Source organism: Pseudomonas sp. GM80 (assembly GCF_000282515.1).
Lineage (GTDB): Bacteria > Pseudomonadota > Gammaproteobacteria > Pseudomonadales > Pseudomonadaceae > Aquipseudomonas.
On sequence record NZ_AKJD01000250.1, the window covers coordinates 1 to 13,484 of the forward strand.

Genomic DNA, 13,484 nt, shown 5'->3' on the forward strand with positions numbered 1-13,484 from the left:
AGCCTTCGGCAGCTCCTACCTGAGTGTGTGTTTACAGCAGGAAATAGTCGCGGCCTTCGACCTGGCCGCGTCGCAGCGGGTTCCGCGTGCACCATTGCGCGTAAGTCGCGTCGACGAAGCGGTACATCAGGTGTTCGTCCCGGCCATGGGGGATGCCCAGGCGGGTGGTCTGAATGATGTGCGAGGGCGCGGGCCCGGTGTCTTCTACCAGAAGAACTTCATGATCGAAACGTTTGGCGTCCCACACCGGCACTTTCAGTCCCAGCGCCTTGCACAGTAACGTTTGCCCGGCGCAGAGCTTTTGCGACGGTCGCGCACGGCCCTGCGCATCGGGATTGTTCAGGAGCATCTGCGCCAGACTCGCCGGGCCACTGATTTCATCGACCCATGGATAGGCGGATTTGATCAATACCGCGTTGCCCGGCCCTTGCGCGCTGAAGTTCAGCGAATCGCCGCCACGGGCGTAATACATATAGATGTGCCCGCCATCCAGAAACAAAGCCTTACGCTTTTCCGTGTAGCCGAGGGACGCGTGGCTGCCTTTTTCCGCGCAGTAATAGGCTTCGGTTTCGATGATCCGCGCGCTGAGCCACAGATCGCCGACGCGATGGCGGATGACTTTGCCGAGCAAATCCTTGGCCAGCACTTGGGCGTCCCGGTCAAAAAAAGTGTCCGGGAGCCCCAGCGGCAGGCGCTCGGCGTGCGAGCGAACAGTCAGGTTGGACATGGCAGGCAAGGTTTATCCAGGCTGAAGAGATCGTGATGATAACAATGCGCGGCTTAATTACGCCTGAACGTCGGCGATTCGCGGCTCATTTTGACCATCCGCCCGTCACCGCTGTTAGTCCCGGGACGCGACAGCTATAATCTGCCGCTTTCCTCTTTGCCAAGACCCCAGCAGACCATGACTGAGTCCGTTCTTGACTACATGACCCGATTGGGTCGCGCCGCCCGCGAAGCTTCCCGGGTCATCGGCCGTGCCAGCACCGCGCAGAAAAACCGCGCCTTGCAGGCTGCTGCCAATGCCCTCGACGCTGCGCGCGCCGAGCTTGCTGCAGCCAATGAACAGGATCTGGCCGCCGGTCGCGCCAACGGTCTGGAGCCGGCATTGCTGGAACGTCTGGAACTGACCCCGGCGCGTATCGACGGCATGATCGTCGGTCTGCGCCAAGTGGCTGCACTGCCGGACCCGGTCGGTGCGATCCGTGACATGAGCTTCCGTCCGTCGGGCATTCAGGTCGGTAAGATGCGCGTGCCGCTGGGTGTGATCGGGATCATCTACGAATCCCGTCCCAACGTGACCATCGATGCCGCCAGCCTGTGCCTGAAGTCCGGCAACGCCACAATCCTGCGCGGCGGCTCCGAGGCGATTCACTCCAACCGCGCGATTGCCGCGTGCATCCAGCGCGGTCTGGCCGAGGCTGAATTGCCCGCCGCCGTGGTGCAAGTGGTTGAAACCACCGACCGTGCCGCCGTTGGCGCGATGATCACCATGCCCGAGTACGTCGACGTGATCGTGCCGCGCGGTGGCCGTGGCCTGATCGAGCGCATCAGCCGCGATGCCCGGGTGCCGGTGATCAAGCATCTGGACGGCATCTGCCACGTTTACGTCAGTGCCCACGCCGATCTGCCGAAAGCCCAGCGCATCGCCTTCAATGCCAAGACTTACCGTTACGGTATTTGCGGTGCGATGGAGACGCTGCTGGTCGATCAAACAGTCGCCAAGGATTTCCTCCCGACGATGGCTGCCCAGTTCCGCGAAAAAGGCGTCGAGCTGCGTGGCTGCGAGCGCACCCGGGCAATCATCGAAGCGGTCGCGGCCAGCGAAGAAGACTGGAATACCGAATATCTGGCGCCGATTTTGTCGATCCGAGTGGTTGATGGTCTGGACCAGGCGATCGAGCACATCAACCATTACGGCTCCCATCACACCGACTCGATCGTCAGCGAAAACCTTGCCGACACCCGTCGTTTTGTCGCGGAAGTCGACTCGGCGTCGGTGATGATCAACACCCCGACGTGCTTTGCCGATGGATTTGAATACGGATTGGGTGCCGAGATCGGCATTTCTACTGATAAGCTGCACGCCCGCGGCCCGGTGGGCCTCGAAGGACTGACCTGCGAGAAGTACATCGTGGTCGGTGATGGCCAGTTGCGCGGCCAGGCGACGGTCTGACTTGTCCGATCTCGACCTGACAGCGCCGCAGCCCGGCAGCGAGTCCCGTCCGCGACGCATTGGCGTGCTGGGCGGTACGTTCGACCCGGTGCACATCGGCCATTTGCGCGGTGGTCTGGAAGTCGCCGAAGCGCTGGCGCTCGATGAGTTGCGGCTGACGCCGAGTGCACGGCCGCCGCATCGCAATACGCCGCAAGTGTCGGCGCAGGATCGGCTGGCGATGGTCGAGTGCGCGGTGGCCGGAGTGCCGCCACTGGTGGTAGACGCCCGCGAATTGCAGCGGGACAAGCCGTCTTACACCATTGATACCCTGGAGTTGATGCGTGCTGAAATGCCCGCCGAGACCCAGGTTTTTCTGCTTTTGGGCTGGGACGCATTTTGCGGCCTGCCCACTTGGCATCGCTGGGAAGAGTTGCTCCAGCATTGCCACATCCTGGTGCTACAGCGCCCGGACGCCGACAGCGAACCGCCGGATGCCTTGCGCAACCTGCTGGCAGCGCGTTCGGTGAGCGACCCGCTGGCCCTGAAAGGGCCGAGCGGACAGATTGCATTCGTCTGGCAGACACCGCTCGCGGTTTCCGCCACCCAGATCCGTCAACTGCTGGCCAGCGGTAAGTCGGTACGTTTCCTGGTGCCCGACGCGGTCCTGGCCTACATCGATGCGCACGGTCTTTACCGTGCGTCGAACTGAGCAAGGCGTGCTTCACTGATACGAATCCACGTATCGCCAAGCCGCCGAATATATGAGCAAAACGAGTTTTATATGACTGACAAAGACCAAACCAAAGTAAAGCGCAAAGGCACATTCAAGAGCGCCCCGCTGCCAGAGCCGGTCAACACCAATGAGCCGCTCAAAGGCGACGAACTGGTCAAGATTGCCGTTGCAGCCCTGGAAGACGTCAAGGCGCAAGACATTCAGATCATCGATGTTCGCGACAAGCAGAGCATCACCGACTACATGATCATCGCCACCGGTACGTCCAACCGCCAGATCAACGCGATGCTCGACAAGGTTCGCGAAGAAGTCAAAAAGCAGGGCGCCAAGCCGCTGGGCGAAGAAGGCAAGGGCGACAGCGACTGGGTGCTGTTGGACCTGGACCTGGTGATCGTGCACATGATGACTGCCTCGGCGCGTCAGTTCTACGACCTGGAACGCCTGTGGGCCGGTGCCGAGCAAAGCCGCGCGGCCGACGCCAAGCACCACAGCCCGGAAAACACCCACGAGCATTTCACCAAGCTCAACAAAGACCAGCTGTAAGGGATTGCTGTGCGACTGCGCCTGATCGCCGTCGGTTCACGCATGCCCAAATGGGTGGAAGAAGGCTGGCATGAATATGCCAAGCGTCTTCCGTCCGAGCTGGCGCTCGAACTGGTGGAAATACCGCTCAATACCCGTGGCAAGAATGCCGACGTGGCCCGTTTCATCCGCCAGGAAGGCGAAGCCATGCTGGCCAAGGTCGGGCCGAACGAGCGGATCGTCACGCTGGAAGTCCACGGCAAACCCTGGAGCACCGAACAGCTGGCGGTCGAACTCGATCGCTGGCGGCTGGATTCGCGCACGGTCAATTTCATGGTCGGTGGCCCGGAAGGGCTGGCGCCTGAAGTCTGTGCCCGCGCCGATCAGCGCTGGTCGTTGTCGCCGCTGACGTTGCCGCACCCGTTGGTGCGGATCCTGATCGGCGAACAGTTGTATCGTGCCTGGACCGTGCTGTCCGGTCACCCTTACCACAAGTAAGCCTGCCCTCATGTCTCAGCCGATCCGCATCAAGGACCACGAAAAGGACGCACGCCTGGTGCGTAGCCGCGTCGTGTTCGGGGCCATTGCGATCATGTTGCTGATCGGCGTGCTGATTGCGCGGCTGTATTACTTGCAGGTGATCCAGTACGAGTACCACTCGACACTGTCGGAAAACAACCGCGTCCACGTGCAGCCGATTCCGCCGACGCGCGGGCTGATTTTTGACCGCAACGGTGTGGTGGTGGCGGACAACCGTCCAAGCTTCAGCCTGAGCATGACCCGCGAGCGCTCCGGCGACTGGCAGCAGGTGCTCGACGTCATCGTCGAAGTGCTGGAGCTGACGCCCGAGGACCGGGTGATCTTCGAGAAACGCATGCGTCAGGGGCGCCGGCCGTTCGAGCCGGTGCCGATCCTGTTCGAGCTGACCGAAGAACAGATCGCCCGTATTGCCGTTAACCAGTTCCGCCTGCCAGGCGTGGAAGTGGTCGCGCAACTGGTTCGTCACTACCCGCAAGGCGCGCATTTCGCGCACTCGGTGGGCTACATGGGGCGGATCAACGAGAAAGAGCTGAAAACCCTCGATCCGGTCAACTACAGCGGCACCCATCACATCGGCAAAACCGGCATCGAGCGTTTCTACGAGCCGGAATTGCACGGTCAGGTCGGTTACGAAGAAGTCGAGACCAACGCTCGCGGCCGTGTGTTGCGGGTGCTCAAGCGCACCGACCCGATTCCCGGCAAGGACATCGTCCTCAGTCTGGACATCAAATTGCAGGAAGCGGCCGAGGCGGCATTGGGCGGGCGTCGTGGCGCGGTGGTTGCGCTGGATCCGAAGACCGGCGAAGTGCTGGCGATGGTCAGTCAGCCGAGCTTCGACCCGAACCTGTTCGTCACCGGCATCAGCTTCAAGGCGTATGCCGAGTTGCGTGATTCGATCGACCGGCCGTTGTTCAACCGTGTATTGCGCGGTCTGTATCCGCCGGGTTCGACCATCAAACCGGCGGTGGCGATTGCCGGTCTCGATTCTGGCGTAGTCACGGCTTCGAGCCGGGTGTTCGACCCGGGCTACTACATGCTGCCCAACTACGATCACAAATACCGTAACTGGAACCGTACGGGCGACGGTTTCGTCGACCTCGACACGGCGATCATGCGGTCCAACGACACCTACTTCTATGACCTGGCGCACAAGCTCGGCATCGATCGATTGTCGGCTTACATGAACAAGTTCGGCATCGGCCAGAAGGTCTCGCTGGACATGTTCGAAGAGTCCCCCGGCCTGATGCCGTCCCGCGAATGGAAGCGAGCGACGCGCAAACAGGCGTGGTTCCCTGGCGAAACCTTGATCCTCGGGATCGGCCAGGGCTACATGCAATCGACTCCGCTGCAACTGGCCCAGGCCACGGCGCTGGTCGCCAACAAAGGCATTTGGAACCGTCCGCACCTGGCGAAATCCCTCGAAGGAGTGAAACCGGTGGATGAGAATCCGATACCGGACATTGTCCTGCGTGATCCGTCGGACTGGACCAAGGTCAACCACGGCATGCAGCAAGTGATGCACGGCGCTCGCGGTACCGCGCGCAAAGCGGCCATCGGCGCGCAATACCGTATCGCCGGCAAATCGGGTACGGCTCAGGTCGTCGCGATCAAGCAGGGCGAGAAATACGACCGCTCCAAGGTTCAGGAGCGTCATCGCGACCACGCCTTGTTCGTCGGCTTTGCCCCGGCCGATGACCCACGCATCGTCGTGTCGGTGATGGTCGAGAACGGTGAGTCCGGCTCCGGTGTCGCCGCGCCCGTGGTGCGTCAGGTCATGGACGCCTGGCTGCTCGATCAGGACGGACGTTTGAAGGCCGAATACGCCAGCCCAATCAGTGCGGAGGCTACGGCCCGTGATGAATAACTTTGATCGCATGCTCTCCAGTGAGGATGTGATGCGTCGCCGCGCGACGCTGCTGCAAAGACTGCATATCGATGGTCCGTTGCTGATCCTGCTGCTGATTCTCGCCGCCGGCAGCCTGTTCGTGCTGTATTCGGCCAGCGGCAAGAGCTGGGACCTGCTGGCCAAACAGGCTACCTCGTTCGGCATCGGCCTGGTGTCGATGATCGTCATCGCCCAGTTCGAGCCGCGTTTCATGGCGCGCTGGGTGCCGCTCGGTTACGTGATCGGCGTGGTGTTGCTGTTGGTGGTGGACATCATGGGTCACAACGCCATGGGCGCCACGCGCTGGATCAACATTCCCGGGGTGATCCGCTTCCAGCCCTCGGAATTCATGAAGATCCTGATGCCGGCGACCATCGCCTGGTACCTGTCCAAGCGCACGTTGCCGCCGCAGCTCAAGCACGTCGGCATCAGCCTGATGCTGATCGGTGTGCCGTTCATCCTGATCGTCCGCCAGCCTGACCTCGGCACTTCGCTGCTGATTCTGGCGGGCGGTGCGTTTGTGCTGTTCATGGGCGGGCTGCGCTGGCGCTGGATTCTCAGCGTGCTGGCGGCGGCGATCCCGGTGTCGGTGGCGATGTGGTTTTTCATCATGCACGACTACCAGAAACAGCGAATCCTGACCTTCCTCGACCCGGAAAGCGATCCGCTCGGCACCGGCTGGAACATCATTCAGTCGAAAGCCGCGATCGGTTCCGGCGGCGTGTTCGGCAAAGGCTGGCTGCTCGGCACCCAGTCGCACCTCGACTTCCTCCCGGAAAGCCACACCGACTTCATCATCGCGGTACTCGGCGAAGAGTTTGGCCTGGTGGGTATTTGTGCGCTGCTGCTGATTTACCTGTTGCTGATTGGCCGAGGGCTGGTGATCACCGCTCAGGCACAGACGCTGTTCGGCAAATTGCTCGCCGGTGCGTTGACCATGACGTTTTTTGTTTACGTTTTCGTCAACATCGGTATGGTCAGTGGCCTGTTGCCGGTCGTAGGGGTACCGTTGCCGTTCATTAGCTACGGAGGAACTTCGCTGGTGACGCTGCTGTCAGCGTTTGGGGTTTTGATGTCGATCCATACCCATCGCAAGTGGATCGCACAGGTTTGAATAAGGTGAAGAGTTCAATGCAAGTAATGCGTGGCTGGGCGACTCGATGCGCGCCAGTGGTAGGCCTGATGGGCCTCCTGGGCAGCATGCAGGAAGCGCTGGCCGGCGAGTACGAAGGCTCACCTCAGGTGGCCGAGTTCGTCGGTGAAATGACCCGCGACTACGGTTTCGCCGGTGAGCAACTGATGGCGGTGTTCCGCGAGGCTCAACGCAAGCAGGCGATTCTCGATGCGATCTCCCGACCTGCCGAACGGGTCAAGCAGTGGAAAGAATATCGTCCGATGTTCATCACCGACGCGCGCATTGCCCGCGGTGTCGACTTCTGGCGTCAGCACGAGGCAACGCTGGCCCGTGCCGAGCAGGAATACGGCGTGCCGGCACAAGTCATCGTGTCGATCATCGGCGTTGAAACCTTTTTCGGACGTAATACCGGTAATTACCGGGTGATCGATGCCTTGTCGACGCTCGGTTTCGACTATCCTCCCCGTGCCGAATTTTTCCGCAAGGAACTGCGTGAGTTCCTCCTGCTGGCGCGCGAAGAGCAGGTCGATCCATTGACCCTCAAAGGTTCGTACGCCGGGGCCATGGGCCTGCCGCAGTTCATGCCGAGCAGCTTTCGCGCGTATGCGGTGGATTTCGACGGTGACGGCCACATCAATATCTGGAACAACCCGGACGATGCGATCGGCAGCGTTGCCAGCTATTTCAAGCGTCACGGCTGGGTCGCCGGTGAGCCGGTGGTCAGCCGCGCCGATGTGCGTGGCGAGCAGGTCGATGAAGGCCTGACCACCGGCATCGAGCCGACGAAGACGGTTGGAGAGTTGCGGGCGCTGGGCTGGTCAAGTCATGATGCGCTGCGCGATGATATGCCGGTGACTGCATTTCGCCTCGAAGGCGACAACGGCCCTGAATACTGGATGGGCCTGAAGAATTTCTACGCGATCACGCGTTATAACCGCAGCGTGATGTACGCCATGGCCGTACATCAACTGTCTGAACAGCTGGTACAAGCACGGGGCGTCAAGTAATGCGGGCATTGCCTAACAATAAACCCCTGAAGCTGGTGGCATTTGCTGCGTTGGCGGTACTGGTCGCCAGCTGCACGACCAGTCGTTCCCCGACGCCGAAAACCTCCAATACCGCTGTGCGAGCGCAGCCGGGCCTGGACATCAATCGCGCGCACAAAGATGGCGCGCCGTGGTGGGATGTCGATGTTTCGCGCATCCCTGATGCCACGCCGACCCTGCACACCGGCCCGTACAAGGCCAACCCTTACACCGTACTGGGCAAAACCTACTTCCCGTTGCAGGAATCCAAGACTTACGTCGCCTCCGGCACGGCGTCCTGGTACGGCACCAAGTTTCACGGTCAGAACACCGCCAATGGCGAGGTTTACGACCTGTACGGCATGAGTGCCGCCCACAAGACATTGCCACTGCCAAGTTACGTTCGGGTCACCAACCTGGACAACAACCGCACGGTGATCCTGCGGGTCAACGACCGTGGGCCGTTCTATTCCGATCGCATCATCGACTTGTCTTACGCGGCCGCGAAAAAACTCGGTTACGCCGAAACCGGCACTGCGCGGGTCAAGGTTGAAGGCATCGATCCGCAGCAATACTGGGCTGCCAAGGGCCGTCCGGCACCGTTGATGCTCAACGAGCCGCAGGTCGCGCAGAACAGCGCGCCGGTGATTACGGCCTCGGCCGGCACCGTCGAGCAGTGGACGCCGCCACCGCAACAACATGCCTCTGATACCGTCCCGGTGCCGATGAGTGCAAAAAAAAACGCTTCTGCAACAGCAACTGGCCAGTATCTGCAGGTGGGCGCGTTCGCCAACCCGGACGCTGCAGAACTCCTGAGGTCGAAGCTCAGCGGGATGGTGAGCGCTCCGGTGTTCATCAGTTCGATCGTGCGCAATCAGCAGACCCTGCACCGGGTTCGCCTGGGGCCGATCGGCTCGCCGGGTGAAATTGCCCAGGTGCAGAACAGCGTGCGCCTGGCCAACCTTGGTTCGCCAAGCGTGGTCACCGAGTAAGCAAAACGTAGATCTTGATTGACGGTTCACCAGCGATTGGGGGGTGAATCAGGTTGTTGGCTCGTCAAAGAACAAAAGCCCGGCAAGGGTGACTGGAGTGAGCAACTGAACACGCGATGGCTCGTTAGAAAGCCATCTGATTAAATTTTGTCCGCAAGGACAGTTTCCATTAGCGATTTCGAGAGACGGATGAACATCACCACCTTTGCCAAACGCCTTTGTCTGCTAGTCCCGCTGCTCCTCTCGCCAGCCGCCTTCGCGGCCGAGATGATGCCGTCGCCACCACAACTGGCCGCTAAAGCCTACGTTCTGATGGATGCCAGCAGCGGCAATGTGCTGGTCGAGAACAATGGCGACCAGCGTCTGCCGCCGGCCAGCCTGACCAAGCTGATGACCGCGTACATCGCGACCTTGGAAATCCGTCGTGGCCAGATCGGTGAAAACGATCCGGTGACCGTCAGCGAAAACGCCTGGCGCACCGGCGGTTCGCGGATGTTCATCAAAGTCGGCTCGCAGGTGACTGTCAGCGACCTGCTGCACGGCATCATCATCCAGTCCGGCAACGACGCCAGCGTCGCCCTGTCCGAGCACATCGCCGGTAGCGAAGATGCGTTCGCCGACCTGATGAACAAGACGGTGACTGATCTGGGCATGAGCAACACCCACTTCATGAACCCGACCGGCCTGCCAAACCCTGAGCACTACTCGTCGGCTCACGACATGGCAATCCTGGCCCGTGCAATCATCCACGAAGACCCGGCTCACTACGCGATCTACTCGCAGAAAGAGTTCTTCTGGAACGGCATCAAGCAACCTAACCGTAACCTGCTGCTGTGGCGCGACAAGACCGTTGACGGTCTGAAAACCGGTCACACCGACGAAGCCGGCTACTGCATGGTGTCCTCGGCGGTACGTGACGGCCAGCGCCTGATCGCGGTGGTGTTCGGTACCAACAGCGAAGTGGCTCGCGCCGCTGAAACCCAGAAGCTGCTGACTTACGGTTTCCGCTTCTTCGAAACCCAGACCTTCTACCAGAAGGGCACCGAACTGGCTCAGGCCCCGGTGTGGAAAGGCACCACCAATCAAGTCAAGGCCGGCCTGGCTGAAGACCTGACCATGACCTTGCCAAAAGGCCAGCTGAAGAAGCTCGCTGCCAGCATGACCATGAACCCGCAACTGACCGCGCCAATCGCCAAGGGCGACGTGATCGGTAAAGTCGAAGTCAAACTGGAAGACAAGGTCGTGCACAGCGCTGACCTGATCGCTCTGGATGGCGTCGAGGAGGGTGGTATCTTCCGCCGCATGTGGGATAGCATCCGTCTATTCTTCTACGGCTTGTTCAACTGATTTGTGTTGACCTGCATGGCCCCGCCCCGATCCGGTGCGGGGCCATGCGCGTTATCACGGCTTGCGCTCAAGAGGCCGTTACGCCATGACCGATACCGAAGTAAAGGCGCCAAAGATCGAATTTCCCCAGGTTGATTATCCGGTTAAGGTGATCAGCGACACGGGGGTTGGCCACAAAGACAAGATCATCGAAATCGTGAAGAAATTCGCGAAGATCAACGATGAGCGTGTCGACGAGCGTTCGAGCAGCAACGGCAAATACACCACCATCCAGTTGCACATCGTCGCGACCGATCAGGATCAGCTGTACAACATCAACAGCGAACTGCGGGCAACCGGTTTCGTGCACATGGTGTTGTGATGCCGGGCACGCTGGGCTTTCGTGAGCTCGGCCAGATGGCTTACGAGCCGGTCTGGCATGCCATGCAACGCTTTACCAACGAACGCGGCAGCGATGCCGCCGACGAAATCTGGCTCGTCGAACACCCGCCGGTGTTCACTCAGGGCCAGGCCGGCAAGGCCGAACACTTGCTGCTGCCGGGAGATATCCCGGTGGTGCAGGTCGATCGTGGCGGCCAGGTGACTTATCATGGTCCCGGCCAATTGGTGGCTTACCTGTTACTGGATGTGCGCAAGCTGGGTTTCGGCGTGCGCGATCTGGTCAGCCGCATGGAGCTTTGCCTGATTGAACTGCTGGCCAGCTACGGCGTTACCGCTGCAGCCAAGCCGGATGCTCCCGGCGTCTATGTCGATGGAGCAAAAATCGCTTCTCTGGGTTTGCGGATTCGCCACGGTTGTTCCTTTCATGGCCTGGCCCTGAACGTGGATATGAACCTGGAACCGTTTCGACGGATTAATCCCTGCGGCTATGCCGGGCTGGCGATGACCCAGCTGAGCGATCACGCAGGATCGATTGAATTTGCCGAGGTAAGTGCCCGGCTGCGTGCGCAGCTCGTCAAACACCTCGACTATGCTGAGCAGACGACCCTGACGGGCGGAATCGACTGATATGACTACTGATGCAGTGCAAACCATGATCCCGACGCTCGACGTGACCGAGCGCCCGGCCCCGCGTCCCAAGGTAGAAGCCGGCGTCAAGCTGCGCGGCGCCGAGAAGGTTGCACGCATCCCGGTAAAGATCATTCCGACCACCGAACTGCCGAAGAAGCCTGACTGGATTCGTGTGCGCATCCCGGTTTCGCCGGAAGTCGACCGTATCAAGAGCCTGCTGCGTAAACACAAGCTGCACAGCGTCTGCGAAGAAGCGTCCTGCCCGAATCTGGGTGAGTGCTTCTCCGGCGGCACCGCGACCTTCATGATCATGGGCGACATCTGCACCCGTCGCTGCCCGTTCTGCGACGTTGGCCACGGGCGTCCGAAGCCACTGGACGTCAACGAGCCGGAAAGCCTGGCCATCGCCATCGCCGACCTCAAGCTCAAGTACGTGGTGATTACTTCGGTTGACCGCGACGACCTGCGCGACGGCGGTGCCCAGCACTTTGCCGACTGCATCCGCGAAATCCGCAAACTGTCGCCGAACGTGCAGCTCGAGACCCTGGTCCCGGACTACCGTGGCCGCATGGACGTCGCGCTGGAAATCACCGCCGCCGAGCCGCCGGATGTGTTCAACCACAACCTGGAAACCGTGCCGCGCCTGTACAAGGCTGCGCGTCCGGGTTCGGATTACCAGTGGTCGCTGACTCTGCTGCAACGCTTCAAGCAGATGATGCCGCACATTCCGACCAAATCCGGCCTGATGCTGGGTCTGGGCGAGACCGACGAGGAAGTCATCGAAGTCATGAAGCGCATGCGCGAACACGACATCGACATGCTGACCCTCGGTCAGTACCTGCAACCGTCGCGCAGCCACTTGCCGGTGCAGCGTTTCGTGCACCCGGACACCTTCGCCTGGTTCGCCGAGGAAGGTTACAAGATGGGCTTCAAAAACGTTGCCTCGGGCCCGCTGGTGCGTTCTTCGTACCACGCTGACGAGCAAGCGAAGCTGGTCAAGGCTGAGTTGATGGGGGCCTGATTCAGCGCTGAATAAAATGCCCGCCGTGGCTTTAAGTCCGGCGGGCTTTTTTTTGCCTGCTTTCCTGACTACTGTGTGCGCATGACTTCACACTGGGAGCCCCATGGATGACCGTTCGACCGACCCACAGCCTTTTCCCGCATAAACCCGTGCCGGCGCTGCCGTCAGAGGGCGTGATCGGCGTGATCGCGCCGGCCGGCCCCGGCGCGCTGGATACCGACAAGGCCGTGCAATGGATGCGCGCTCGCGGTTATGCGCTGAAGGTGTTCCCCGGTGTCTACGAGAAAGATGGTTATCTGGCCGGCAGCGATGACGTACGCCTCAATGACCTGCACGCTGCGTTTGCCGACCCTGAAGTCGACGCGATCATCTGCCTGCGCGGCGGCTACGGTACGCCGCGCCTGCTGGATCGCATCGACTACGACCTGCTCGGCCGCCACGCCAAGCCTTTCGTCGGTTACAGCGATATCACCGCGCTGCACCTGGCGATCAGCCGTTACGCCGGGTTTGTAACCTTCCACGGGCCACTGCTCAACGCCGACCTGTTGGGTGACAAGGAACCGCCGACCGTGACGTCGTTCTTCGCCATGCTGCGTGGTCAGGTGAAAGCGGGGAGTGTGCTGAGCCATCCGGTGGCGTATCCGTTGACCACCGTTGAGCCCGGCGTTGCACACGGGCGTTTGCTTGGCGGCAATCTGGCAATGATCGCTTCAACACTAGGCACGCCTTACGAAATCGATGTCGAAGGGGTAATTCTACTGATCGAAGACATCAACGAACCGCTGTATCGGATCGACCGGTTACTGACCCAGATGCGTCTGGCCGGCAAGTTGGCCAAGTTGCGCGGGGTGTTGGTCGGGGACATTGCCGGGGTAGATGTCGAGGCGCTGAATCGTTTGCTCAAGCAGACGTTCGAGCCTTTGCGGATACCGGTGTTGTCGGGGTGGCGTAGTGGGCATTGCGACCCGAACCTGACGCTGCCGATGGGCGCGCTGGTACGGCTGGATGCCGGGAAGAAGGAATTGATGCTGGAGCAGGATGTAGTGACCCGATAAAGCAAAAGATCGCAGCCTGCGGCAGCTCCTACATTGGAATACGATCCCTGTAGGAGCTGC

The 13,484-nt window shown here is 60.7% G+C and carries 14 protein-coding genes; 13 read left to right on the forward strand and 1 reads right to left on the reverse strand.

The window, feature by feature from the left end; all coding sequences use genetic code 11:
- Positions 1 to 31: 31 nt before the first annotated feature.
- Positions 32 to 727 (reverse strand): DNA-3-methyladenine glycosylase, encoded by a 696-nt coding sequence (locus tag PMI37_RS28450; RefSeq protein ID WP_008087896.1) that lies wholly within the window; start codon positions 725 to 727, stop codon positions 32 to 34.
- A gap of 177 nt (positions 728 to 904) precedes the next feature.
- Here PMI37_RS28450 and PMI37_RS28455 point away from each other — a divergent pair, with 177 nt between their 5' ends.
- The 13 genes from PMI37_RS28455 (at position 905) to PMI37_RS28515 (ending at position 13,424) form a co-directional block, all read left to right on the forward strand.
- Positions 905 to 2,176, forward strand: a complete 1,272-nt coding sequence (locus PMI37_RS28455) for a glutamate-5-semialdehyde dehydrogenase (RefSeq protein ID WP_008087899.1) — start codon at positions 905 to 907, stop codon at positions 2,174 to 2,176.
- The gene (gene nadD / locus PMI37_RS28460; protein WP_008087901.1) at positions 2,145 to 2,867 is read left to right on the forward strand and encodes a nicotinate-nucleotide adenylyltransferase; all 723 of its coding nucleotides are present in this window, start codon (positions 2,145 to 2,147) and stop codon (positions 2,865 to 2,867) included. Before PMI37_RS28455 ends, nadD begins: the two co-directional genes overlap by 32 nt.
- A 72-nt stretch (positions 2,868 to 2,939) precedes the next feature.
- Positions 2,940 to 3,434: a ribosome silencing factor gene (rsfS, locus tag PMI37_RS28465; RefSeq protein ID WP_008087903.1), complete on the forward strand. Its 495-nt coding sequence runs from the start codon at positions 2,940 to 2,942 to the stop codon at positions 3,432 to 3,434.
- A gap of 9 nt (positions 3,435 to 3,443) precedes the next feature.
- The gene (gene rlmH, locus PMI37_RS28470) at positions 3,444 to 3,911 is read left to right on the forward strand and encodes a 23S rRNA (pseudouridine(1915)-N(3))-methyltransferase RlmH (RefSeq protein WP_003185785.1); all 468 of its coding nucleotides are present in this window, start codon (positions 3,444 to 3,446) and stop codon (positions 3,909 to 3,911) included.
- A gap of 10 nt (positions 3,912 to 3,921) precedes the next feature.
- On the forward strand, positions 3,922 to 5,817 hold the full coding sequence (gene mrdA, locus PMI37_RS28475; protein WP_008087905.1) for a penicillin-binding protein 2: 1,896 nt from the start codon (positions 3,922 to 3,924) through the stop codon (positions 5,815 to 5,817).
- 31 nt (positions 5,818 to 5,848) lie between these two features.
- Positions 5,849 to 6,952, forward strand: coding sequence for a rod shape-determining protein RodA (gene rodA / locus PMI37_RS28480; RefSeq protein WP_042704880.1), 1,104 nt, complete (start codon positions 5,849 to 5,851; stop codon positions 6,950 to 6,952).
- Positions 6,953 to 6,969: 17 nt separating this feature from the next.
- A complete protein-coding gene (mltB, locus tag PMI37_RS28485) occupies positions 6,970 to 7,980 on the forward strand; it encodes a lytic murein transglycosylase B (protein WP_008087906.1) in 1,011 nt (336 codons plus the stop codon).
- Positions 7,980 to 8,990, forward strand: coding sequence for a septal ring lytic transglycosylase RlpA family protein (locus PMI37_RS28490; protein WP_007909599.1), 1,011 nt, complete (start codon positions 7,980 to 7,982; stop codon positions 8,988 to 8,990). Before mltB ends, PMI37_RS28490 begins: the two co-directional genes overlap by 1 nt.
- A 189-nt stretch (positions 8,991 to 9,179) precedes the next feature.
- Entirely contained in the window at positions 9,180 to 10,337 is a 1,158-nt protein-coding gene (locus tag PMI37_RS28495; protein WP_008087907.1) for a D-alanyl-D-alanine carboxypeptidase family protein, read from the forward strand.
- 85 nt (positions 10,338 to 10,422) lie between these two features.
- On the forward strand, positions 10,423 to 10,698 hold the full coding sequence (locus PMI37_RS28500) for a DUF493 domain-containing protein (RefSeq protein ID WP_008087908.1): 276 nt from the start codon (positions 10,423 to 10,425) through the stop codon (positions 10,696 to 10,698).
- Positions 10,698 to 11,345 (forward strand): lipoyl(octanoyl) transferase LipB, encoded by a 648-nt coding sequence (lipB, locus tag PMI37_RS28505; RefSeq protein ID WP_008087909.1) that lies wholly within the window; start codon positions 10,698 to 10,700, stop codon positions 11,343 to 11,345. The genes PMI37_RS28500 and lipB overlap by 1 nt, the downstream gene beginning before the upstream one ends.
- A gap of 25 nt (positions 11,346 to 11,370) precedes the next feature.
- Positions 11,371 to 12,369, forward strand: coding sequence for a lipoyl synthase (gene lipA, locus PMI37_RS28510; protein WP_162130791.1), 999 nt, complete (start codon positions 11,371 to 11,373; stop codon positions 12,367 to 12,369).
- 107 nt (positions 12,370 to 12,476) lie between these two features.
- The gene (locus tag PMI37_RS28515; RefSeq protein ID WP_008087913.1) at positions 12,477 to 13,424 is read left to right on the forward strand and encodes a S66 peptidase family protein; all 948 of its coding nucleotides are present in this window, start codon (positions 12,477 to 12,479) and stop codon (positions 13,422 to 13,424) included.
- Positions 13,425 to 13,484 lie beyond the last annotated feature (60 nt).